Origin of the sequence: Acidipropionibacterium virtanenii (assembly GCF_003325455.1) — a bacterium.
Taxonomy (GTDB): domain Bacteria; phylum Actinomycetota; class Actinomycetes; order Propionibacteriales; family Propionibacteriaceae; genus Acidipropionibacterium; species Acidipropionibacterium virtanenii.
This window is the reverse complement of sequence record NZ_CP025198.1, coordinates 2,644,938-2,665,166: the sequence shown is the minus strand read 5'-3', so window position 1 is coordinate 2,665,166 and position 20,229 is coordinate 2,644,938. Positions and strand designations below refer to the sequence as shown.

At 68.4% G+C, this 20,229-nt stretch carries 22 protein-coding genes; 14 read left to right on the top strand and 8 right to left on the bottom strand.

The features are described from left to right. Positions 1 to 13 precede the first annotated feature (13 nt). The 6 genes from JS278_RS12420 (at position 14) to JS278_RS12395 (ending at position 6,521) form a co-directional block, all read left to right on the top strand. On the top strand, positions 14 to 1,309 hold the full coding sequence (locus tag JS278_RS12420) for an ABC transporter substrate-binding protein (protein ID WP_114045461.1): 1,296 nt from the start codon (positions 14 to 16) through the stop codon (positions 1,307 to 1,309). Beyond that, positions 1,309 to 2,271, top strand: a complete 963-nt coding sequence (locus JS278_RS12415) for a carbohydrate ABC transporter permease (RefSeq protein ID WP_114045460.1) — start codon at positions 1,309 to 1,311, stop codon at positions 2,269 to 2,271. Before JS278_RS12420 ends, JS278_RS12415 begins: the two co-directional genes overlap by 1 nt. 100 nt (positions 2,272 to 2,371) lie before the next feature. After that, entirely contained in the window at positions 2,372 to 3,211 is an 840-nt protein-coding gene (locus JS278_RS12410) for a carbohydrate ABC transporter permease (protein WP_425451511.1), read from the top strand. 133 nt (positions 3,212 to 3,344) lie between these two features. Continuing rightward, positions 3,345 to 4,382: an L-threonine 3-dehydrogenase gene (tdh, locus tag JS278_RS12405; protein WP_114045458.1), complete on the top strand. Its 1,038-nt coding sequence runs from the start codon at positions 3,345 to 3,347 to the stop codon at positions 4,380 to 4,382. Positions 4,383 to 4,413: 31 nt separating this feature from the next. Continuing rightward, positions 4,414 to 5,598: a glycine C-acetyltransferase gene (locus tag JS278_RS12400; RefSeq protein WP_114046316.1), complete on the top strand. Its 1,185-nt coding sequence runs from the start codon at positions 4,414 to 4,416 to the stop codon at positions 5,596 to 5,598. 110 nt (positions 5,599 to 5,708) lie between these two features. After that, a complete protein-coding gene (locus JS278_RS12395; protein WP_114045457.1) occupies positions 5,709 to 6,521 on the top strand; it encodes a DedA family protein in 813 nt (270 codons plus the stop codon). 18 nt (positions 6,522 to 6,539) lie between these two features. Here JS278_RS12395 and JS278_RS12390 read toward each other — a convergent pair whose 3' ends face one another. Continuing rightward, positions 6,540 to 7,064: an O-acetyl-ADP-ribose deacetylase gene (locus JS278_RS12390; protein WP_114046315.1), complete on the bottom strand. Its 525-nt coding sequence runs from the start codon at positions 7,062 to 7,064 to the stop codon at positions 6,540 to 6,542. A 121-nt stretch (positions 7,065 to 7,185) separates the two neighbouring features. Between JS278_RS12390 and JS278_RS12385 the strand changes: the two genes are divergently transcribed. From JS278_RS12385 to JS278_RS12370, 4 genes are all read left to right on the top strand, one after another. Further along, positions 7,186 to 8,217, top strand: a complete 1,032-nt coding sequence (locus tag JS278_RS12385) for an ABC transporter ATP-binding protein (RefSeq protein WP_114045456.1) — start codon at positions 7,186 to 7,188, stop codon at positions 8,215 to 8,217. Next, positions 8,214 to 8,966, top strand: a complete 753-nt coding sequence (locus JS278_RS12380) for an ABC transporter permease (protein ID WP_114045455.1) — start codon at positions 8,214 to 8,216, stop codon at positions 8,964 to 8,966. The genes JS278_RS12385 and JS278_RS12380 overlap by 4 nt, the downstream gene beginning before the upstream one ends. 102 nt (positions 8,967 to 9,068) lie before the next feature. Next, positions 9,069 to 10,205: a sensor histidine kinase gene (locus tag JS278_RS12375; RefSeq protein WP_220149966.1), complete on the top strand. Its 1,137-nt coding sequence runs from the start codon at positions 9,069 to 9,071 to the stop codon at positions 10,203 to 10,205. Further along, entirely contained in the window at positions 10,202 to 10,819 is a 618-nt protein-coding gene (locus JS278_RS12370) for a response regulator transcription factor (RefSeq protein WP_114045453.1), read from the top strand. Before JS278_RS12375 ends, JS278_RS12370 begins: the two co-directional genes overlap by 4 nt. Positions 10,820 to 10,838: 19 nt before the next feature. Here the strand turns inward: JS278_RS12370 and folP are convergent, their stop codons facing one another. From folP to JS278_RS12345, 6 genes are all read right to left on the bottom strand, one after another. Beyond that, positions 10,839 to 11,726 (bottom strand): dihydropteroate synthase, encoded by an 888-nt coding sequence (gene folP, locus JS278_RS12365; RefSeq protein WP_114045452.1) that lies wholly within the window; start codon positions 11,724 to 11,726, stop codon positions 10,839 to 10,841. Positions 11,727 to 11,731: 5 nt separating this feature from the next. Further along, positions 11,732 to 12,313, bottom strand: coding sequence for a histidine phosphatase family protein (locus JS278_RS12360; protein WP_114045451.1), 582 nt, complete (start codon positions 12,311 to 12,313; stop codon positions 11,732 to 11,734). 206 nt (positions 12,314 to 12,519) lie between these two features. Continuing rightward, positions 12,520 to 12,942 (bottom strand): hypothetical protein, encoded by a 423-nt coding sequence (locus tag JS278_RS12355; RefSeq protein ID WP_114045450.1) that lies wholly within the window; start codon positions 12,940 to 12,942, stop codon positions 12,520 to 12,522. Next, positions 12,914 to 13,471, bottom strand: a complete 558-nt coding sequence (locus JS278_RS16065) for a 2'-5' RNA ligase family protein (protein ID WP_181833719.1) — start codon at positions 13,469 to 13,471, stop codon at positions 12,914 to 12,916. The genes JS278_RS12355 and JS278_RS16065 overlap by 29 nt, the downstream gene beginning before the upstream one ends. Positions 13,472 to 13,599: 128 nt before the next feature. After that, positions 13,600 to 14,409: an ABC transporter permease gene (locus JS278_RS16060; RefSeq protein ID WP_181833718.1), complete on the bottom strand. Its 810-nt coding sequence runs from the start codon at positions 14,407 to 14,409 to the stop codon at positions 13,600 to 13,602. A 41-nt stretch (positions 14,410 to 14,450) separates the two neighbouring features. Beyond that, the gene (locus tag JS278_RS12345) at positions 14,451 to 15,212 is read right to left on the bottom strand and encodes an ABC transporter ATP-binding protein (RefSeq protein ID WP_114045449.1); all 762 of its coding nucleotides are present in this window, start codon (positions 15,210 to 15,212) and stop codon (positions 14,451 to 14,453) included. Positions 15,213 to 15,292: 80 nt separating this feature from the next. Between JS278_RS12345 and JS278_RS12340 the strand changes: the two genes are divergently transcribed. Then, entirely contained in the window at positions 15,293 to 16,528 is a 1,236-nt protein-coding gene (locus JS278_RS12340; RefSeq protein WP_147243205.1) for a sensor histidine kinase, read from the top strand. Continuing rightward, positions 16,525 to 17,208 (top strand): response regulator, encoded by a 684-nt coding sequence (locus JS278_RS12335; protein ID WP_114046313.1) that lies wholly within the window; start codon positions 16,525 to 16,527, stop codon positions 17,206 to 17,208. Before JS278_RS12340 ends, JS278_RS12335 begins: the two co-directional genes overlap by 4 nt. 12 nt (positions 17,209 to 17,220) lie before the next feature. Here the strand turns inward: JS278_RS12335 and JS278_RS12330 are convergent, their stop codons facing one another. After that, a complete protein-coding gene (locus JS278_RS12330; protein ID WP_114045447.1) occupies positions 17,221 to 17,523 on the bottom strand; it encodes a helix-turn-helix domain-containing protein in 303 nt (100 codons plus the stop codon). A 157-nt stretch (positions 17,524 to 17,680) separates the two neighbouring features. Between JS278_RS12330 and JS278_RS12325 the strand changes: the two genes are divergently transcribed. Both JS278_RS12325 and JS278_RS12320 read left to right on the top strand, forming a co-directional pair. Continuing rightward, on the top strand, positions 17,681 to 18,715 hold the full coding sequence (locus JS278_RS12325; protein ID WP_114045446.1) for a cobalamin biosynthesis protein: 1,035 nt from the start codon (positions 17,681 to 17,683) through the stop codon (positions 18,713 to 18,715). After that, positions 18,712 to 20,175, top strand: a complete 1,464-nt coding sequence (locus tag JS278_RS12320) for a cobyric acid synthase (RefSeq protein ID WP_114045445.1) — start codon at positions 18,712 to 18,714, stop codon at positions 20,173 to 20,175. The genes JS278_RS12325 and JS278_RS12320 overlap by 4 nt, the downstream gene beginning before the upstream one ends. Positions 20,176 to 20,229 lie beyond the last annotated feature (54 nt).

The following is a 20,229-nucleotide window of genomic DNA, read 5'->3' as shown; positions in this document are numbered from 1 at the left end:
CAAGGAGAAGACCATGAAGAGGCGTAGTTTCCTCACCGGAGCGGCGGCCCTCGCCGCGATGGCCGTGGCCGGATGCGGCTCGAAGGAGAGCGGCGGGAGTTCCTCCGCGGCGCAGAAGATCGATGCGAACACCGAGGCCGAGCTCACATTGGCCTACTGGAGCAAGACCCAGACGGCGACCGTCACCGAGAACATCAAGAGCTTCAACAAGAAGTATCCGAAGATCAAGGTCACAACGAATCTGACCGGCTGGGACAACTACTTCAACAAGCTGCGGACCCAGGCCAAGGGCAATGAGCTTCCTGATGTGTTCTGGATGAACGGTCCAAATCTTCAGCTCTTCGCCTCCAACGACATGCTGGAGCCTCTCGATGCTATTACCTCTTTGGGTATTTCCTGGAGCAAATATCCCAAGGCGCTCGTCGATCTGTACAGCTACGACGGGAAGCACTACGGCATCCCGAAGGACTACGACACCATCGGCGTCTTCTACAACAAGGCACTATTCAAGCAGGCCGGCGTCGAGGTGCCCAAGGCCGGCTGGACATGGGACGACTTCCACGAGAAGGCCAAGAAGATCTCCGCCTGGGGCAAGTCCAAAGGGATCTGGGGATGCGCGTCTCCAATCAATATCGACGCACAGTCCACCTACTACAACACCATCCTCCAGGCCGGCGGATACATCGTCAAGGGCAAGAAGTCCGGTTACGACGACCCGAAGTCCATCGAGGGTCTGCAGTGCTGGGCCGACTGGGTGAAGGACGGTTCGGTGGCCTCTCCCAAGATCGTCACCGACACCAATCCCGAGGACATGTTCAAGGCCGGCAAGACCGCCATGACGTGGGATGGAAGCTGGTACGCCGGCGATCTGGCGACCACCATCAAGGGCCACGAAGACGACTACGGCGTCATCGCTCTGCCTAAGAAGGAGAAGGAGGTCTGCGTGATCCACGGACTGTCCTGGTCGGTGTCGAAGAACTCGAAGAACAAGGCTGCTGCCTTCGCCCTCGCCGCCCATATGGCCGGTGAGCAGTCGCAGAAGGTCGAGGCCAAGAACGGCACTGCCATTCCCGCTTACTCCGGTGCTGCCGATGCGTGGGTCAAGACCTTCCCGAAGTGGGACGTCCAGGTATTCGTCGATGCGGCGACCACTCACTCCGAGCCCTACCCCGTCAGCCTCAACTCCGACGTGTGGGCATCCAAGGAGCCTGATTACTTCATCCCGATCTTCTCCGGGGCAACGCCCGCGAAGTCTGGCGCGAAGCAGATGGCTGACTTCATGAACGCAGCGCTGGCCAAGGAGAAGTGATGTCTGAAGCTGGTGCGCGGGGCGCAATGAGCGCCCCACGCCCCGGCTCCGCCAGCCCGAAGGGCCGGCGCCGCCGGGGTTCCCCCACAAGCGTCGGCGCCTGGCCGCTCGCCTTCATCGGCCTGCTCATGTTGGGTGTGGCGGTCTTCTACTACTGGCCCATCGTCAAGAACATTATTATCTCCTTCCAGCAGACCAATGCCTTCGGCGGAGATCCGGAATTCGTCGGCGTCGACAACTACAAGGCGCTGTTCGCCGATCCGTCCCTCATGTCATCCATCGGGAACACCCTGCTCTACACAGTGATAGTGCTCCTCGGCATCCCGCTGTCAGTGGCGATCGCCTCTATGATCGAGCTGCCGGGCCTGAGGTGGAAGAGCCTGTACCGGACGCTGTTCTTCATGCCGTACCTGGCCATGCCGATGGCCATTGGGCAGGTCTGGAAGATCGTATACAACGGCAATTTCGGAATTCTCAACCAAGTCCTCAGGGCTCTTGGTGTGAGCGATCCCCCGTACTGGATTGTGACCCCCGGATTCGCGATCGTCGCCGTGTCGATCTTCGGCCTTTGGAGTTCGATCGGGTTCAATGTCATCATCCTGTCCAGCGGGCTCAAGGGGATCTCGCGGGAACTCTACGAGGCCGCCTCCATCGACGGGGCCACTGGCGTCAAGCAGTTCCGCTGGATCACCGTCCCGCTGCTCACGCCGTCGATCTTCTTCCTCACCATCATGACGACCATCGGGGGCTTCCAGCTGTTCGACGTTCTCTTCGCCATGATCGGCAACGGGAATCCGGCCGAGTCCAGGACACGGTCGCTGGTCACCCTGTTCTACAAGCAGGCCTTCGTCAACAGTGACCAGGGAACCGGTGCAGCCATCGCTATCGTCATTCTTGTGTTCGTCGCCATCGTGACGGTGATCCAGTTCATCGGTCAGAAGAAGTGGGTGAACTATGTCTGAGTCAACGATCATGACTCCGGGAGCCTCGAGGTCCGGTGTGCGGACCTCCTTGGTGAGCACCGACGTCACCGGTGACTACACCCGTGCCGACATCGCCAGGATGGCCAGGAAACAGGGCAATGTGTCCCAGAAGCGGTTCATTCCGGTCCATATCCTGCTCATTCTCGGCGGCCTGTTCATGGTCTTCCCGTTCATCTACCAGATCCTCATGTCCCTGTCGACGAACCCCGAGATCCAGTCGGTTCCGCCGAAGTTTATCCCTGACAGCTGGCAGTGGCACAACTACTCCGATGTCTTCACCAGGCTGCCCTTCCTTCATCAGTTCTGGGTGTCGGTGGAGATCACTGTGCTGCGCACCGGCGTCCAGCTACTGCTGTGCGCAATGGCCGGTTACGCGTTCGCCCGCATGCAGTTCAAGGGCCGAGGCCTGCTGTTCGGCCTGCTGTTGGCCATTCTCATGGTGCCCGGGCAGTCCTACCTGATCGGCCAGTACCAGGTGATCCAGAACTTCGGTCTGCTGGAGACGCCGTGGGGCATTGTGCTACCGGGATTCTTCTCGGCCTTCGGTGTCTTCCTCATGCGGCAGGCCTTCATGAGCCTGCCGGTCGAGCTGGAGGAGGCCGCCAGGCTGGACGGCTGCAACCCGTGGCAGGCGTTCTGGAGAGTGATGTTCCCGCTGGTGAGACCCAGCCTCTTCGCGGTGATGATCACCACCGTGTTGTGGTCTTGGAACGATCTGCTCTGGCCTCTGATCGTCACCACCCGTGAGGAATCGATGCCGCTGAGCGTCGGCATCGCCACCCTGGCCGGCCAGCACTCAACCGACTACGCCCTCATGATGGCGGCCTCCACGATGGCGATGGCCCCCATCTTCATCCTCTTCTTCTCCATGCAGAAGAGGGTCATCGAGGGCCTTGCGACCTCGGGCCTCAAGGGCTGACACAGGTTTACCGGCCTACTTCCCCCCATATTGGCCGGTACGGCGACGGCCCCGGCGGCATACTGTGCCGTACGGGGCCGTCGTTGTCCCCGGCCGCAGAACACATCAACCTGCGGCGTACACGGAGGTACTGATGAAGGCTCTGGTGAAGACCCGTCCCGCCCCGGGACTGGATCTCATCGACGTTCCCGACCCGGTGGCCGGACCCAACCAGGTGATCGTCGAGGTGATGCGCACCGGCATCTGCGGCACCGACGTCCACATCGACCGGTGGGACGGCTGGGCACAGAGCAACGTCGAGGCCCCTAGGATCGTCGGACACGAGTTCTGCGGGCGGATCGTCGAGCTGGGCTCGGAGGTCGGCGACCTGGAGATCGGCCAGTTCGTCTCCGGCGAGGGCCACTACGTGTGCGGACGGTGCCGCGCCTGCCTGGCCGGCAAGCGCCACCTGTGCCGCAACACCAAGGGCATCGGATACGCCGTCGACGGCGCCTACTGCCAGTACTTCGCGATGCCGGCAGCCAACGTGTGGGTCCACCACATCCGGGGCCTGGATCCCGATGTCGCCGCCATCTTCGACCCCTTCGGCAACGCGGTACACACCGCGCTGCAATTTCCATGCCTGGCCGAGGACGTCCTCGTCTCGGGGGCCGGGCCGATCGGCATCATGGCGGCCCTGGTGGCCCAGTTCCAGGGAGCCCGCAACGTCGTCGTCAGCGACCTGTCCGACGACCGGCTGGCCCTGGCCCGACGGTTGGGGCTGCGCAACACCGTCAATGTGGGCCGCGAGAGCCTCGCCGACGTGTGGGGGTCCTTCGACATGAAGGAGGGGTTCGACATCGGCCTGGAGATGTCGGGCTCGGGGACGGCGCTCACCTCGATGATCGACAACATGGCCCATGGCGGGCGGATCGCACTGCTGGGGACCCCCACCTCGCCCACCGAGGTGGATTTCGCCAAGATCATCTTCTCGATGCTCACCCTCCAGGGGGTGACCGGTCGGCAGATCTTCGAGACCTGGTACGCCATGTCCTCGCTGCTGCGCTCCGGCCTGGACATCTCCCCGGTGATCACCGACCGGCTGCCCGTCACCGAGTTCAGGCGGGCCTTCGACATCGCCGGGAACGGCCACTCCGGAAAAGTCGTCATGAACTGGGAAGGACTGGCCTGAGGGCCGGAAAGGACGCACCATGTACGGCGCGATGAAGGACGATCTGGCAGACAGGATCGCGGGCCTCAAGGAGGAGGGCCTCTACAAGGCCGAGGCGGCCCTGGCCGGCCCCCAGGCCGCCGAGATCACTGTGGGCGACGGGCGGCAGGTGATCAACCTGTGCGCCAACAACTACCTCGGCCTGGCCGACTCCCCGGTGCTCATCGCCGCGGCGAGGAAGGCCCTCGACGAATGGGGATTCGGGATGGCCTCGGTGCGGTTCATCTGCGGCACCCAGACCCTCCACCAGAGGCTGGAGAGGGCCATCACCGAGTTTCTGCACCCCGAGGACCCCGAGGAGTGGGACACCATCCTCTACTCCTCCTGCTTCGACGCCAACGGCGGCCTGTTCGAGGTGCTCCTCGGCGAGCAGGACGCCATCGTCTCCGACGAGCTCAACCATGCCTCGATCATCGACGGGGTGCGCCTGTCCAAGGCCCGCCGGCTGCGCTACCACAACCAGGACATGGCAGACCTGGAGGCTCAGCTCCAGATCGCCGAGAAGCGCCGGTACAAGATGGTGGCCACCGACGGCGTCTTCTCCATGGACGGGTTCGTCGCCCCGCTGCCCCAGATCTGCGACCTGGCCGAGGCATACGGCGCGATGGTGATGGTCGACGACTCCCACGCGGTGGGATTCGTCGGCGAGTCCGGCGCCGGCACGCCCGAGAAGTGGGGCGTGCAGCCGCGCGTCGACATCGTCACCGGCACCCTCGGCAAGGCCCTGGGCGGGGCGTCCGGCGGATACACCTGCTCCCACCGCGAGGTGGTGGAGATGCTGCGCCAGAACTCGCGGCCCTACCTGTTCTCCAACTCCCTGGCCCCCTCCATCGCGGCCGCGGCGCTGGCCACGCTGGACCTGCTGCGCTCCTCGGGGGAGCTGCGCGAGCGGCTCGCCGAGAACACCGCCTACTTCCGCTCCGAGATGAGCGCCCGCGGCTTCGAGATCCCCGCCTCCGACCACCCCATCTGCCCGGTGATGATCGGCGACGCCGTGAAGGCCTCGCAGATGGCCGACGCCATGCTGGCCCGCGGCATCTACGTGCGGGCCTTCTCCTACCCGGTGGTGCCGAGGGGCAGGGCCCGGATCCGCACCCAGATGTCGGCCTCGCTGACCCGCGAGCAGCTCGACCGGGCCATCGCCGCATTCGAGGAGGCGCGCGCCGAGATCGGCTGATCGTCGCCGGGCGAGAACCGCCTCGACCTGGCCCTGACTTGGCCCTGAACCGCCGATGCCGGGGCTTCGGCGGGCCGGACCTGTGAGCGGCTGTGGGTATTGTCGAGCCCATGGTTCGACCCTCCGACCCGCACTCGCCGGGCTCTTCGCAGGAGTCCGGCGACCCCGTCGACGACGCTCAGGACGCAGCGGTGACCGATCCCGACACGGTCGCCGCCGTCTCCGAGGAGGAGGCGCCCTGGTGGCAGGACGAGGGCATGCCCTGGCACAGCAAACCGGGGAGGGCCGACTACTGGTGCATGGGCTGGATCGGATTCCTCGGCGTCTTCGCACTGGTGATGATTCCGCTCAAGGGCTGGCTGCTGGGCCTGGACCCGCCGGTCATGATGGGCGTCAGCGGCTCGCGCGTCGGGGCCGCCGCGACCGGAGCCCTGGCCGAGGCCGGCAATGCCCCGTTCTGGTGGGCCTGGCTGCTGCTGGGATCGCTGATGTCGATCAAGCTCGACTGGGTGTACTGGTGGGCCGGCAAACTGTGGGGCCGCGGCATGATCGAGGTCTGGGCCGGCAGCTCCCCACGCGCCAGGAAGCGCTACGACAGGGCCGAGAGGTGGGCCGGGAGCCTCGGTTGGCTGGGCATCATCGTCGCCTACGTGCCCATCCCGCTGCCCATCATGCCGGTCGTGTTCGTGCTGACCGGCGCCTCGAGAATGCCGCTGAAGTGGTTCATCGCCCTGGACTTCCTCGCCGCGACGCTGTGGAATGCGGGCTTCATCGCAGCGGGATGGCTGGTCGGGGACCCGATCGTCGAGGTCCTGCACCAGTACAACCGGATCGTCAGCTACGTCACCGTCGCGCTGTGCCTGGTGATCATCGTCCCGATCTTCTTCCGCGGCTCGAAGAAGAACACCACGCAGAAGAGCTGAGCGCCGCCGGGCAGCAGCTCAGCCCGCCACGGCGTCCACGGCCCTCCGGTAGGCGCGTTCGGCCTTCGCGTTGAAGGCCACCAGCACGATCCTCTCCACGATGTCGGTCCTGGCCCTCGTGCAGGTCTCCACGGCCACCCGGGTGGCACGGTCCAGCGGATATCCGAAGGCACCGGCCGAGATGGTGGGGAAGGCGATGCTGTGAGCGCCGATCTCGTCGGCCACCGTGATGCAGTTGGTGTAGCAGCTGGCCAACAGCCCGTCCTGGGTGCCCGAGTTGTCCCACACCGGTCCGACGGTGTGGATCACCCACCTCGCCGGCAGGTTCCCGGCCGAGGTCTCCACGGCTGCTCCGGTGGGCAGGCCGCTGCGGTACCGGGTCTGGCGGATCGCGCGGCACTCCTGGTCGAGGACGGGCCCCGCTGCCCGATGGATGGCGCCGTCGACCCCTCCACCTCCGGCCAGCGCCGAGTTCGCGGCGTTGACGACGGCGTCGACGGACAGTCTCGTGATGTCTGCCTGGACAATCTCCACAGTGGCCATGCGGCATTCTCTCGCATCGTCCTCGCCGGCGCGCAGACCCACGCCGACATGACATTCGTCATCCTGAACCCGTGACATCGGGGGATGGCCGCCGCCGGGCCGCCGGCCGGAGCATGGATCCATGAGAAACACCATGACCACAGACACGAGGTTGCCCACGGACACTCCTGCCATCCGGGCCGACGAGCTGGTGAAGACCTTCCGCCGGCCCGGCGCACACGACCGCCTCACCGCCGTCGATCACGTCTCCTTCTCGATCCCGGCCGGCCAGCTGGTCGCCTTCCTCGGCCCCAACGGAGCCGGCAAGTCGACGTCGATCGACATGATCCTGGGCCTCATCCGGCCCGACTCCGGTCTGGTCCAGGTGCTCGGGGGAGACCCGGGCCGCGCGGCCCGCGGCGGGCGCCTCGCCGCGGTGCACCAGATCGGCGGGCTGCTCCCCGACTTCACCGTCGCCGAGACGATGCGCGCAATCGCCGCGATCCACGGCGTCGGGAACCGGGCGGACGGGTTGATCGAGCGTTGGGGGCTGGAGAGCTGCGCCTCCACCAAGGTGCGCAAATGCTCCGGCGGCCAGCAGCAGCGGCTCAGATTCGCCCTGGCGATGCTGCCCGACCCGCTGGTCCTGATCCTCGACGAACCCACCGCCGGGCTCGACGTCGACGCCCGTCGTCGGTTCTGGCGGATCATGCGCTCCGAATCCGAGCGGGGAGTCACGATCCTGTTCGCCACCCACTACATCGAGGAGGCCGACAGCTTCGCCGACCGGGTGATCCTGCTGGCCGAGGGCCGCGTCGTCGCCGACGGGCCGATCGCCGCCGTGCGCGCGGTCACCAGCGGATCCACGGTGAGCGCGGTACTGCCGGACGCCGCCTCGGCCGGCCCGGCGCTGGCCGGGCTGCCCGGCGTCCACGACGTCACCGTCAACGGCGACCGGGTGACCATCGAGACCGACCGGTCCGACGCCGTCGCCCGTCACCTGCTCACCGCCACCGACGCCCACGACGTCCTCATCGACACGACCACCCTCGAGGACGCCTTCCTGCGGCTCACCGGGGGAGACAGCGCATCGATCGTCCGACCCGGCACCGGCCAGGCGGCATACGGACGTCGCGACGCAGGACACACCGATTCGAAGGAGATGGCGGCATGACTCTCACATACTCGCTTCTGGACTTCCGCAGGATGGTCCGCAACCCCGGCATCCTCATCTTCGCAGTGCTCATGCCGACCGCCTTCTACATGATGTTCGGAGCGCTGCAGAACTATTCCGACGTTGTGGTGTTCCACGGCAACGTCTCGGCCGTCATCATGACCTCGATGGCCTCCTACGGAGCCGTCATCGCCGCCACCTCCCTGGGTGCCAACGCAGCCCTGGAGCAGGACCGCGGATGGGGTCGTCAGCTGGCCATCACCCCGATGACCCCCGCCCGCTACCTGATCTCCAAGGGGCTGTCCATCCAGTTGGTGACGCTGTTGCCGGTGGCCAGCGTCTTCGCCCTGTCGATCGTTCTCGGCGCACGCATCGAAGGGATCGGCTGGTTGTGGGCCTTCCTGCTGTGCTGGGGATGCACTATGCCGTTCACGGTCTTCGGGCTGGGCATGGCGCAGCTGATCCGTACCGAGACGGCCGGGGCCATCACCTCCTTCTGCGTCATCGGCTTCGCCTTCCTCGGCAATATGCTCGTGCCGCTGTCCGGATTCATGCTGGAGCTGTCGCGGTTCACGCCGCTCTACGGCATCAACCAGCTCGCCCGCTACCCGGTGATGGGAGCGTGGGAGATGACCGGTGGCGAGCCGGCCCCGTTCAACATCTGGATCGCGGTCGCCAATCTGGCCGCCTGGGCGGCGGTCTTCACCGGCGGGGCACTGCTGGCCTCCCGACGCGGCCAGGAACGGTGACCGGGGCGGGGAGCATGATCGGAGCACGAGGAGGTGGCACCGATGTACAGCTCTGAATCCGCGTCTCGCGGGCGCGCCCGCGCTGATCGGGGCCATCGGCGAATGCGCGCCAGGGCGTACGGGCGAACCCATGGCACGGTGCTCGTCACCACCGGCGTCTGGTTGGGGTTCGTGGCCTTCCCGGTGCTGGCGGTGATCTTCGACCAGAGCCTCTCGACCACCGTCAAGACCCTCAGCCTGATCGATATCGGCGTGTTCATCGTCTGCTACCTGGTGGGTTTCTGGACGGACGACGATGCCATCGAGTCCTCGCCGGCCCACCGCCGCGCACGGCCGGCGTCATGGGTGTGGCTGGGAGTCCTTTTGGCGCTGATCATCGTACTGGCGGTGCTGCGCGGCGCCCCGGCACTGACGATGTGCTGCTACCTGGTGGCCTACGCCGCCTTCCTGATGCCCGGCTGGACGGTGATCACGATCCTGGCGGTCATCGTGGCGGCCGTGTCGACGGCGCTGCTGCGCGGCGCCATGACGGGGTGGGAGACCCTCCCTCTGATCGGGATGGCCCTGGTGTTCGCCTTCGGGATCGTCGCCCGCAGCGAGGGCCGGCGGGACGTCGAGCAGGCCCGGGCCCGGGAGAGCGCCGCGCGGCTGGGGGAACGGGAGCGGATCGCCTCCGACGTCCACGACCTGCTCGGCCAGTCGCTGACCGTGATGGCGATGAAGGCCGAGCTGATGGGCCGCTTCGTCGACAAGGATCCCGAGGCCGCCAAGCAGCAGGCCCGCGACCTTCACCGCATGTCGCGCGACTCGCTGACGCAGATGCGGGCGCTGGTCGGCGGCCTTCAGCCTCAGGGTGTCGACGGTCAGCTCGCCGAGGCCCGGATCGCGCTGAGGGCCGCTGGAATCGACCTGGTGATCGATGACATCCGTGGCGGCACCGGCTCTGGCCCTGGCCCCGCCGTCGGCTCGGATGTCGGCCAGGACCCCTTCGACATCGTCCGGGGCTGGGTGCTGCGCGAGGCCGTCACCAACATCATCCGTCACTCGAAGGCCCGCACCTGCACCATCGACGTCGGCGACGACCGGCTGCGGATCGTCGACGACGGCGTCGGGGAGGAGAATGCGCCCGAGGGTGCCGGCAGGGCCGGGATGCGCCGGCGCGTCGAGGCGGCCGGTGGGGAGTTCTGGAGCGGCCCCGGCCCGGACGGACGGGGGGTGGCCATCCTGGTGACAGGATGACCTCCATGACCATCCGGCTGGCGATCGCCGACGACCAGGCCCTGGTCCGCGGCGCGCTGCGGGCCCTGCTGTCTGCCGAGCCCGATCTCGACGTCGTCGCCGAGTGCGGGCGCGGCGACGAGGTCGTCGGCATGGTCGTCGGCAGCCGCCCCGACGTCTGCCTCCTCGACATCGAGATGCCGGGTCTGGACGGGATCACCGTCGCCGAACAGCTCGCCGAATCCTGCCCCGAGTGCCGGGTGCTGGTGGTGACCACCTTCGGTCGGCCCGGATACCTGCGCCGGGCGATGGACGCCGGGGTGGCGGGATTCATCGTCAAGGACACCCCCGCCTCCGAGCTGGCCCAGGCGGTGCGCACGGTTCACGGGGGCGGCCGGGTGATCGATCCGGAGCTGGCCGCCGAATCCCTGGTCGAGGGGCACAATCCGCTCACCGAGCGCGAGCAGGAGATCCTCAGGCTGGCCGAGGACGGATCCTCGATCACCGTGATCGCCGACCGGTTGAGCCTGTCGACGGGCACGGTGCGCAACCACGTCTCCTCGGCGATCGGCAAGACCCACAGCGCCAACCGGGCCGAGGCGGCCCGCAATGCCCGCGAACTGGGCTGGCTGTGAGATCTCGGTCCGGGGCCGTTCAGACGCCGCGCAGGGCGAGGGCGGGAACGCGGTCGCCGCGGATCGAGGCGACCATGTCGACGATCCTCCTGGTCGCGGCGATGTCATGGGCGCGGACGACGGTCGCTCCCAGCCAGGTCGAAACCGCCACGGCGGCGAGGCTGCCCTCCAGCCGGTCGTCGATCGGCAGGTCAAGGGTCTCCCCGACGAAATCCTTGCGGGAGGCCGCCACCAGCACCGGGTGACCCAGCGCCACGAACCGGTCGGTGGCGCGCACGCAGGCCAGGGAGTCGGCGGTCGTCTTGCCGAAGTCCAGCGTGGGGTCGACGATGATCCGTTCTGCGGGGATGCCGGCCGCCTGGTCCCTGGCCGCGGCCCTGGAGAGTTCGGCGATGGCGTCGTCCACCACGCCGTGCTCGTAGTGCACATGGTGCGGATCGGTGCGGGGAGGCAGCCCTCCGGTGTGGGAGACGACGTGGCCGGCCTCGAGATCGGCGGCCACGTGGACCAGCCCGGGGTCGGCGCCGGCCCAGGTGTCATTCACGACGTCGACCAGGCCGGCGCAGGCCCGGGCCACCTCGGAGCGCCAGGTGTCGAGGCTCAGCAGGATCTCGGGGTGGTGACGGCGGGCCTCCTCGAGGAAGGGCCGGACGCGCCGGATCTCCTCGGCCGGGCTCACCTCGGGGCCGTCCTCGCCGGCGCGGACCCCGCCGACGTCGACGATGTCGGCTCCCTGGTCGACCACCTCGTCGAGACGGCGCAGGGCGTCGTCGAGGGTGTGCCGGGCGGGGGAGTAGAAGGAGTCGGGGGTGCGGTTGATGACGGCCATGACGGCCGGGTGGGACGCGTCGAAGCGCTGGTCGCGCAGGATCAGCGGGGCCGGTTGCGGGATGGAGGAGCCTGACACGCTGGTCAGGCTACCTGCGCCGGATCGGCGTCCCGGGTGATGACCTCGCCGTTTCCCAGGACGAGGTCGAAGTTGCACTCGCGGTGGGTGCGGCCGTCGAGCAGGGCCAGGAGCACTCGCAGGGTGTCGCCGTGGGAGACGATGACGGCCCGGGCGGGGGAGCGGCCGTCCTCGGCAGCGGCCAGATCGGAGAGGAATGAGCGCAGCCGGGCCGCGACGTCGGCCAGGGATTCGCCGCCTCCCCAGCGCACGTCGGCGATGTCGACGCCCTCGGGTGCGGGTTCGGGGGTGAGCTGTTCGGGCAGCAGGCCCTCCATCCGTCCGAGGTCCTGCTCGCGGAGCCTCGGATCGGGGCGGGGCTGGACCGTGAGGGCCGCGGCGATCGGGGCGGCGGTCTGAAGGGCGCGGTCCTGGTCGGAGGAGTAGACGGGGGTCGCGGGGGGGACGAGGGCCTTGACCCTCCGTGCCGCCTGGTCGGCCTGCCTGCGCCCCAGCGGGGTGAGGGGGACATCCATCCTCTGCCCCTGGAGGCGATGCTCCAGGTTCCAGGTGGACTGGCCGTGGCGGACGAGGACGAGGAGGGTCACGGCGCGAGCCTACTGGCGTGCCGGACCGGCTGCGAGGGCTATTGCTGGGAATGAGTTCTGCCATCACACGACTGTCGAGCGCGCTGTGCGGTTCGCGGTGGTCCTGTGGCAGGACTCGTCTCGGGACAGTCAGAGGCAGGAATGAGTTCTGCCGTATATACGCCGCCGACTGGATAATCCACGCGGCGGCGGTCACATGGCAGAACTCATTGCGCTGTGGGCTCGTCGGGCCGGCCGACCCGGAACCGGCGCCAGAGTGCGGGCACGGTGGAGACGAGGATTGCAGCGAAGACGGTCTGGTTGACGACTCCCCACAGCGGATTGCCCGAGACGAAGAGATAGACGGCCCAGTTCACCGAGATGTCGGAGAGGATCACGGCCAGAGCCAGGACGATGCCGGTCCGGCGCCGCAGGACGAGCAGCGTGATGGTGAGCGGGTCGAGGATCGTGAGGCAGACCCAGTAGATGCGCAGCCCGGTGGGGAACTGCGCGTAGGTGTTCAGGCCGCCGGCCACCAGGTCGAGGACGTGCGAGGCGGTGCCGACTAGGAAGCCCGCGATCCAGATGACGAGGACGATTCGGCCGCGGCGACCTGAGCTGTCACGCTCCGAGGTGGAATGTCCTGGCACGGGTCCAGCCTCCCAACCCACTGGCGGCGGAAGGGCCGGACCACCACTCGACGGCGTCGATCTTCTGGATGATCGGCAGCCGAGCCGTCACGTCCCATTCGGCCTCCCCCAACTGCGCCGTCTGCCCGTCGTCGCCGATGGTGAGGTGGGGCACGATGCGCTCGAAAGCACCGCCGTACGGCCGCCAGTCCGGGAAGGCGGCCTGGACGTCGCGGGTCAGCCCGATGAAGGGAGCCGGATCCGAGGGACGCAGGAACAGGACGGCATCACCGAACCAGCCGGTGTCGGCCAGTGTTGCGGTGAACGGCGCCACTCCGGCGATCACCGCCTCCAGGGTCTGAATGTCCTTCGTGGCGATGGCGTCGGGCAGGGCAAAGGGGTACATCAGCGTGATGTGAGCTGGTATTCCGTCCTTGCAGGCGGCGTCGTGCCGCTGCCGCCATGGAGCGACGACGGGGTCGGCCGCGGGCATCCTGAACAGCAGCAGGGCCTCGTGCGGGGCGGTCTGCGGGACGCTCGCCTGAATCATGGGACTCAGAGTAGTGAGCGCCATCGCAGTTCGGAGGAGGGCGATACGGGATGAGCTCTGCCATATTTCCGCCGCCACATGGATTATCCGGTCGGCGGTGGACACATGGCCGTTCTCGCGACGACGGCTCACTTGATCTCGCGCCGGATGCTCAGCACAGTGCCCACCGCCGCCGGGATGACGATCCAGATCGTCGCCGAGACCGCGACGTGGGCCCAGTCGCGTCCGTCCAGCGACCCTGTGGACAGCAGGGACATGCCGTTGACCGAGGCCCACTCCATCGGGGTGCGCAGGCCGGGGATCAGCCCCAGGGTGGTGGTCATCAGGGGCTGGGCCATGTAGACCACGATCGCCGCCGCGGCATTGCCGAGCAGCAATGCCAGGGACAGTCCCATTCCGACCATGAGGAAGGTGAAGCCGAGATCCCCGGCCATCGCGGCCCGGTCGATGCCCCAGGACGCCGGGTAGTCGGGATGGATTCTCTCTCCGGCCGCCGCGGACAGCGCCGTCAGCCCCTGGCAGACCAGCCAGACGACGACGGTGACGGCGAGCATCAGGACGGTCTTCGCCAGCAGCACGCGGCCGCGGCGAGGCTCGAGGGTGAAGGTGGTCATCGCGGATCGGGTGCTCCACTCCGAGGTGACCAGCAGGATCGCCAGCACCGGCAGGAGCATCATCGGGGCGAAGGGCACCAGCGAGCCTCCAGCGGTCCAGGAAGCGCCTGCTGCCCGGGCGACCTGATGCCATCCCGCGGCGGTGGCCCCGGTGGCGAGGATGCCGCCCAGGGCCATGACGAGCATCAGCCAGAACCCGGAGCGGGTGTCGGTCAGCTTGTGGCCCTCGGCCCTCACCAGGCGGGCCAGCGGGACGGCCGGCTGATCGGCGGCCGGGCGGGCGGAGGACGTGGGGGTCTGATCGGAAAGAACGGTGGTGGACATGAGTGACTCCTGTTGCGAGACGGGCGTGTTCGATGGTGATGTCAGCGGCGGGCGACGGCGTCGGTGCGCGACAGGTACAGCTCCTCGAGGCTGCTCTGGCCGTCCAGCAGCTCCTCGGTGGAACCGGATGCGATCACCCGGCCGCCGCCGATCAGCACCAGGGTGTCGGCGATCTGCTCCACCTCGTGGAGCAGATGGGAGCTCAGCAGAACCGTGTCGCCGCGGTCGGCCAGACGCCGCAGCAGGTCACGCATCCAGGCGATCCCCTCCGGATCCAGCCCGTTGGTGGGCTCGTCGAGCACCAGCACCCGCGGGTCCCCGAGCAGTGCCACGGCGATCCCCAGACGCTGCTGCATGCCCAGCGAGTAGGTCCGCACCCGGGCGCGCGCCTCGGCCGGCGTCAGGCCGACCTGCTCGAGGACGGCGTCGATCCTGCTGCGGTCCAGGCCCTGAACCAGGGCCGCGATGCGCAGCGTCTCGCGTCCGGTGCGGCCGGGATGCTGGGCGGTGGCGTCGAGCATGATGCCGACCTGCCGGCCCGGATTGGGCAGGCGGCGGTACTCGGCGCCGAGCACGGTTGCCCGGCCCGAGGTCGGTGGGGTGAGCCCGACCAGGCAGCGCATGGTGGTGGACTTGCCGGCGCCGTTGGGCCCCAGGAATCCGCACACCTGGCCGGGTTCGACGGTGAAGGAGACGTCATCGACCGCGGTGACCGGGCCGTAGCGTCGGGTGAGATGACTGATGTTGATCATGGCAGCCACGATGCGGTAGCCACCCGGGCGGACCGCAAGGTCCGCGGGCATCGGGAATCATCGACCATCGGACCCGGGTCCAATACCTTCGGACCGCTTCGGAGGCTCTGGTGCTGCCTAGAGTGACCGGTGTGACGAGCGACTCCGCGAGCAACTCCGCGAGCAATTCGGCGGTGGTGCCCGGCCACTACCTGCCACCGGCGCTGACCGGATGGCAGCAGACGTGGCGGTGGGGGCTGTGCCTGATCGGATCGCTGGCACTGTTCATGAGCCAGACCGGCACTGCGAATCACTCTCCCGGATGGCTGGATCTGGCGGGCGGTGGCGTCGCCTTCATCCTCGTCGGATTCCGACGTCGTCATCCGTTCCTCATCTGTGTCGTGCTGGGCGCGATCGCCGCATTCTCGCTGAGCGCCGTGACGGCGGCCACCTGGGCGGCGATCAGCCTGTGCACCCGGCGTCGATGGCGCGAGATTGTGCCCGCCACCGTGCTGGCGCTGGCATTCTCGCTGGCCGGAACGGCATGGTCGGGGGAGCTGCTGGGAGCGCTGAGGCCGCCCTTCGCCGGCATGTCACGGCTCCAGTACGTCAGCTATCTGGGATTCGTCGGCGGTGGGGTGCTGGCGATGACGGCCTCGGGGATCGCCTTGGGGATGTACATCGGCGCCCGTCGGGATCTGATCGCCTCGCTGTCCGAGCGCGCCTCCACCGCCGAGCGGGAGCAGCGGATCCGGGTGCTCGCCGCCCAGGCGCAGGAGCGCAACCGGATCGCCCGGGAGATGCACGACGCCCTGGCGCATCAGCTCACCCTGGTCTCCATGCATGCCGGCGCCCTGGCCTCCCGCGACGACCTCACCGGCGAACAGACCAGGCGGACCGCCGGCATCATCCAGCAGGGGGCAGGACGCGCCCTGGCGGAGCTGCGCGGAATCCTCGGCTCGCTGCGCAACACCGAGGAGGTGGACGGCAGGCTGGCCCGGCCCCAACCCACCCTGGCCGATCTGGCCGGGCTCATCGACGCCGTGAGGGCGGCCGGGATGCGGATCGAGCTGGACGAGGACCTGCCCGACGCCGATGAGCTGCCCGTGCCGACCAGCCGGAACCTGTACCGGATCATCGCAGAATGCCTCACCAACGCCGGAAAGCACGCTCCCGGCGCGACGGTCCATGTGACCCTGTCCGGAGGGCGTGGGGAGGGCGTGCGGCTGCGTGTCTCGAATGCCGTGCGGGGCGCCGACGCCCGGGGCGTGCCCGGATCCGGTTCGGGGCTGATCGGTGTGGAGGAGCGCGTCGAGGCTCTGGGTGGAAGGATCGGTCACGGGATCGAGGACGGCCGGTTCGTGGTGGAGGTGTGGCTGCCGTGGTGAGCAAGAACACTGATGAGCACGATGCCGAGGGCCCGGTCGCCGTCGCCGTGGTGGACGACGACGCGCTGGTGCGCAGCGGCTTGAGACTCCTGCTGGAGGGCCCGACGTCGGGCATCCGGATCGTGGGGGAGGCCTCCGACGGCGACGAGGCGACCGACCTGGTGGCCGAGTGCGACCCGCGGATCGTCCTCATGGACATCAGGATGGCCAGGATGGACGGCATCGAGGCGACCCGCAGACTGCTGGCCGGCGACGACCCGCCGAGGGTCATCATGCTGACCACCTTCGACGCCGACGACATGGTGCTGCGGGCCCTGGTGGCCGGCGCCCACGGCTTCCTGCTCAAGGACACCGCCCCCGGACGGATGATCGAGATGATCCATGCCGTGGCGTCGGGGGAGTACACCCTCTCGCCGAGTGTGCTGCGCTCGGTGATCACCGCGGCCACCTCCGAGATGACCGATCCGCGCCGGGTCGAGGCCAGGAGGGCCCTGGAGGGTCTCAACCGGCGCGAGCACGAGATCGCCCTCGGTGTGGCCGAGGGACTGTCGAATGCGCAGATCGCCGGGCGGATGTACTTGTCGGTGCCGACCGTCAAGGCCGCGCTCACGAGGATTCTGGCGAATCTGGGGCTGTCGAGCCGGGTGCAGCTGGCGATCCTCGTCCACGACGCCGGGTGATGGCCATCGCGCTCAGGCGAGGGTGAGCCGGGTTCCCAGAGCCTGGGTGAGACGCGTGAGGGTGTCGACGGTCGGGTTGGCCCGCCCGGTCTCGATCCGGCTGATCTCGGCCTGCTGGATTCCTGTCATCTCGGCAAGGTCTGGCTGTGTCATCTGACGGTCGCGCCGGGCCCGCATCAGAAGCTGCCCGAGATCGCGGCGGGCGGCGAGCTCTGCGTTGTAGGAGGCGCTCGCGGCCTCGTACGTCGCCGTAGCAGCAGAAGACCACGACTGCTTCGCCTGTCCTGCCAGGTCACTGAACGCATGGGTTGCCATGACTGCCTCCCTCTCTCATCGACCAGTATGTGCGTTAACACATACCATGGTCAATACGAATCAGTGATTCTGCTGACGGCGCCAGACCTCCAGACAGTCCTGGTCCACGATGCCGGGTGGCCCGGTGAGGCCGTACTGGGTTGGTAGGTTTGCGGCCATGCCCATCACCCGGAACCGTCGTCGCGGAGCTGCGCTGCTGGCCAGAGGGGCGGGCATCGGGCTCGGCGTGATGGCCGACCGGCTCATCGGCGACCCGCAGCGCCACCACCCGGTCGCCGTCTTCGGCTCGGCCGCCGACGCCCTAGAGAAGAGGATCTGGGCCGATTCGGTGCCCTGCGGCGCCCTCTACACCCTCTGCTGCCTCGCCCCGCTGGCCGCCCTGGGCCTCGCCGTCGAACGCGCCACCGGCAGCCATCCCGTCGCCAGGGCGCTGGCCACAGCGACCACCACCTGGGCCGTGGTCGGCGCCGCATCCCTGGCCCGCGAGGGGGACACCATGGCCTCCCGTCTGGCCGAGGACGATCTTGACGGCGCCCGCGAACAGCTCTCCCACCTGTGCGGACGCGACCCCGAATCCCTCGACGAGCCCGAGCTGGCCCGCGCCACCGTCGAGTCCATGGCCGAGAACACCGCCGACGCCGCCGTCGCCTCGATCTTCTGGGGGGCGGTCGCCGGCGTCCCCGGGATGCTCGTCCACCGCGGCGCCAACACCCTCGACGCCATGGTCGGCCATCACAACGAGCGCTTCGAGCGCTTCGGCAAGGTCGCGGCCCACCTCGACGACCTGCTCGACCTGCTCCCCGCCCGCATCACCGGCGTCCTGGCAGGCCTGCTCGCCCCCGTCGTCGGCGGCGACCGGAGGCGGGCTCTCGACGTCATGTCACGTGACCACGCCCACCACCCCAGCCCCAACGGAGGCTGGTGCGAGTCCGCCTGGGCCGGGGCACTGGGCGTCACCCTCGGCGGGCGCAACCTCTACTACGGCAACCGCCACGAGGACCGCCCCCTGCTGGGCGACGGCCCCCGCCCCGACGCGGACAAGGTCCACGACGCCGCCACCCTGGTGCTGGCAGTCAGTGCCGCCGCGACCGTCGGGGCGGTCGGGGCACTGGCCGTCGTGGGCCATCTCACCTTTTACGGCGGCGTCATTCCCCGCAGCCAGAACAAGCAGGGCAGGAGAGCCAGGTCATGACCGGGATCCTCATCGCCGGCACCTCCTCGGACGCCGGCAAGTCGCTCATGGTCACCGGCCTGTGCCGGGTGGCGGTTCGCCGAGGCGTCGACGTCGCGCCGTTCAAGGCCCAGAACATGTCCAACAACTCCATGGTCTGCGCCGACGGCGCCGAGATCGGCCGGGCCCAGTACCTCCAGGCCCACGCCGCCGGTCTGGAACCGACCTCGGCGATGAACCCCGTCCTGCTCAAGCCCGGCACCGACCGGCGGTCCTTCGTGGTGCTGCGCGGCCGGCCCGGCGGCACCCTGGAGGCCGGCGAGTACACCACCGGGCGCAGGGCCCTTGCGCAGGCCGCCTGGGACGCCTACGACGAACTGACCGCCGCCCACGACCTGGTGATCTGCGAGGGCGCCGGATCCCCGGCCGAGATCAACCTGCGGACCGGCGACTACACCAACATGGGGCTGGCCGTCGCCAAGAACCTGCCCGTCGTCCTCGTCGGCGACATCGACCGCGGCGGGGTGCTCGCCTCCATCTACGGCACCTGGGCGCTGCTCGACCACGCCGATCGCTCCCACCTGGCCGGCTACCTCATCAACAAGTTCCGCGGCGACCACTCCGTCCTGGCCCCCGGACTCGACGAGATCAGCCGCCGCTCCGGGCTGCCCTGCCTCGGCGTCCTGCCCTTCGTCCATGACGTCTGGCTCGACGGGGAGGACGCCCTGGAGGTCGGCCGCTGGCGCCACGAGGGCGAGGAGCCCAGCCCCGGCGCGCTGCGCATCGCCGTGGTCCGGTTCCCGAGGATCTCCAACGCCACCGACGTCGACGCCCTGGCCATCGAATCCGGCGTCGACGTCCAGGTCACCACCAACCCCGTCACCTGCGCCGCCGCCGACGTCGTCGTCCTGCCCGGATCCCGCTCCACCGTCTCCGATCTGGCCTGGTTGCGCGAGACCGGAATCGCCGATGTCATCGCCCGGCGCGCCGCCGAGCACCGCACCGTGGTGGGGATCTGCGGCGGCTACCAGATGCTCTCTCGGCTGATCGTCGATCCCGATGGGGAGGAGGCCGCCGCCGGATCGCGCATCGAAGGACTCGGCCTGCTGCCCGTCGAGGTGGACTTCTCCGCCGCCAAGACCCTCGCCCTGTCCCACGGCTCCTGGAACGGCATCTCGGTCGGTGGCTATGAGATCCACCACGGCAGCTGCTCCATTGATCAGGAAGCCGCCGACACCGAGCCCTTCCTGGACGGGGTCCGCGCCGGCTCGGTGTGGGGGACGATGTGGCACGGGGCCTTCGAGTCCGACGACTTCCGCCGGGCCTGGCTGGAGGAGGCCGCCGCCGAGGCCGGCGTCGACTGGCACCCCAACCGCGACGCCACGGGATACGGCGCCCGCCGCGAGCAGATGATCGACACCCTCGCCGACGCCGTCGAGGAGCACCTCGACGTCGACGCCCTGTTCGACCTGCCGCGCTGAGGGCCCCGGTGAGACACGGTGAGGGTGACCTCACATCCATGTGGAAGAATCGGG

Excerpts from the sequence above, each read along its gene's own strand:
- JS278_RS12420 (WP_114045461.1), top strand. The coding sequence starts at position 14 with ATGAAGAGGCGTAGTTTCCTCACCGGAGCGGCGGCCCTCGCCGCGATG.
- JS278_RS12415 (WP_114045460.1), top strand. The coding sequence starts at position 1,309 with ATGTCTGAAGCTGGTGCGCGGGGCGCAATGAGCGCCCCACGCCCCGGC.
- JS278_RS12410 (WP_425451511.1), top strand. The coding sequence starts at position 2,372 with ATGGCCAGGAAACAGGGCAATGTGTCCCAGAAGCGGTTCATTCCGGTC.
- tdh (WP_114045458.1), top strand. The coding sequence starts at position 3,345 with ATGAAGGCTCTGGTGAAGACCCGTCCCGCCCCGGGACTGGATCTCATC.
- JS278_RS12400 (WP_114046316.1), top strand. The coding sequence starts at position 4,414 with ATGAAGGACGATCTGGCAGACAGGATCGCGGGCCTCAAGGAGGAGGGC.
- JS278_RS12395 (WP_114045457.1), top strand. The coding sequence starts at position 5,709 with ATGGTTCGACCCTCCGACCCGCACTCGCCGGGCTCTTCGCAGGAGTCC.
- JS278_RS12390 (WP_114046315.1), bottom strand. The coding sequence starts at position 7,064 with ATGGCCACTGTGGAGATTGTCCAGGCAGACATCACGAGACTGTCCGTC.
- JS278_RS12385 (WP_114045456.1), top strand. The coding sequence starts at position 7,186 with ATGAGAAACACCATGACCACAGACACGAGGTTGCCCACGGACACTCCT.
- JS278_RS12380 (WP_114045455.1), top strand. The coding sequence starts at position 8,214 with ATGACTCTCACATACTCGCTTCTGGACTTCCGCAGGATGGTCCGCAAC.
- JS278_RS12375 (WP_220149966.1), top strand. The coding sequence starts at position 9,069 with ATGCGCGCCAGGGCGTACGGGCGAACCCATGGCACGGTGCTCGTCACC.
- JS278_RS12370 (WP_114045453.1), top strand. The coding sequence starts at position 10,202 with ATGACCTCCATGACCATCCGGCTGGCGATCGCCGACGACCAGGCCCTG.
- JS278_RS16065 (WP_181833719.1), bottom strand. The coding sequence starts at position 13,471 with ATGATTCAGGCGAGCGTCCCGCAGACCGCCCCGCACGAGGCCCTGCTG.
- JS278_RS16060 (WP_181833718.1), bottom strand. The coding sequence starts at position 14,409 with ATGTCCACCACCGTTCTTTCCGATCAGACCCCCACGTCCTCCGCCCGC.
- JS278_RS12345 (WP_114045449.1), bottom strand. The coding sequence starts at position 15,212 with ATGCCCGCGGACCTTGCGGTCCGCCCGGGTGGCTACCGCATCGTGGCT.
- JS278_RS12330 (WP_114045447.1), bottom strand. The coding sequence starts at position 17,523 with ATGGCAACCCATGCGTTCAGTGACCTGGCAGGACAGGCGAAGCAGTCG.
- JS278_RS12325 (WP_114045446.1), top strand. The coding sequence starts at position 17,681 with ATGCCCATCACCCGGAACCGTCGTCGCGGAGCTGCGCTGCTGGCCAGA.
- JS278_RS12320 (WP_114045445.1), top strand. The coding sequence starts at position 18,712 with ATGACCGGGATCCTCATCGCCGGCACCTCCTCGGACGCCGGCAAGTCG.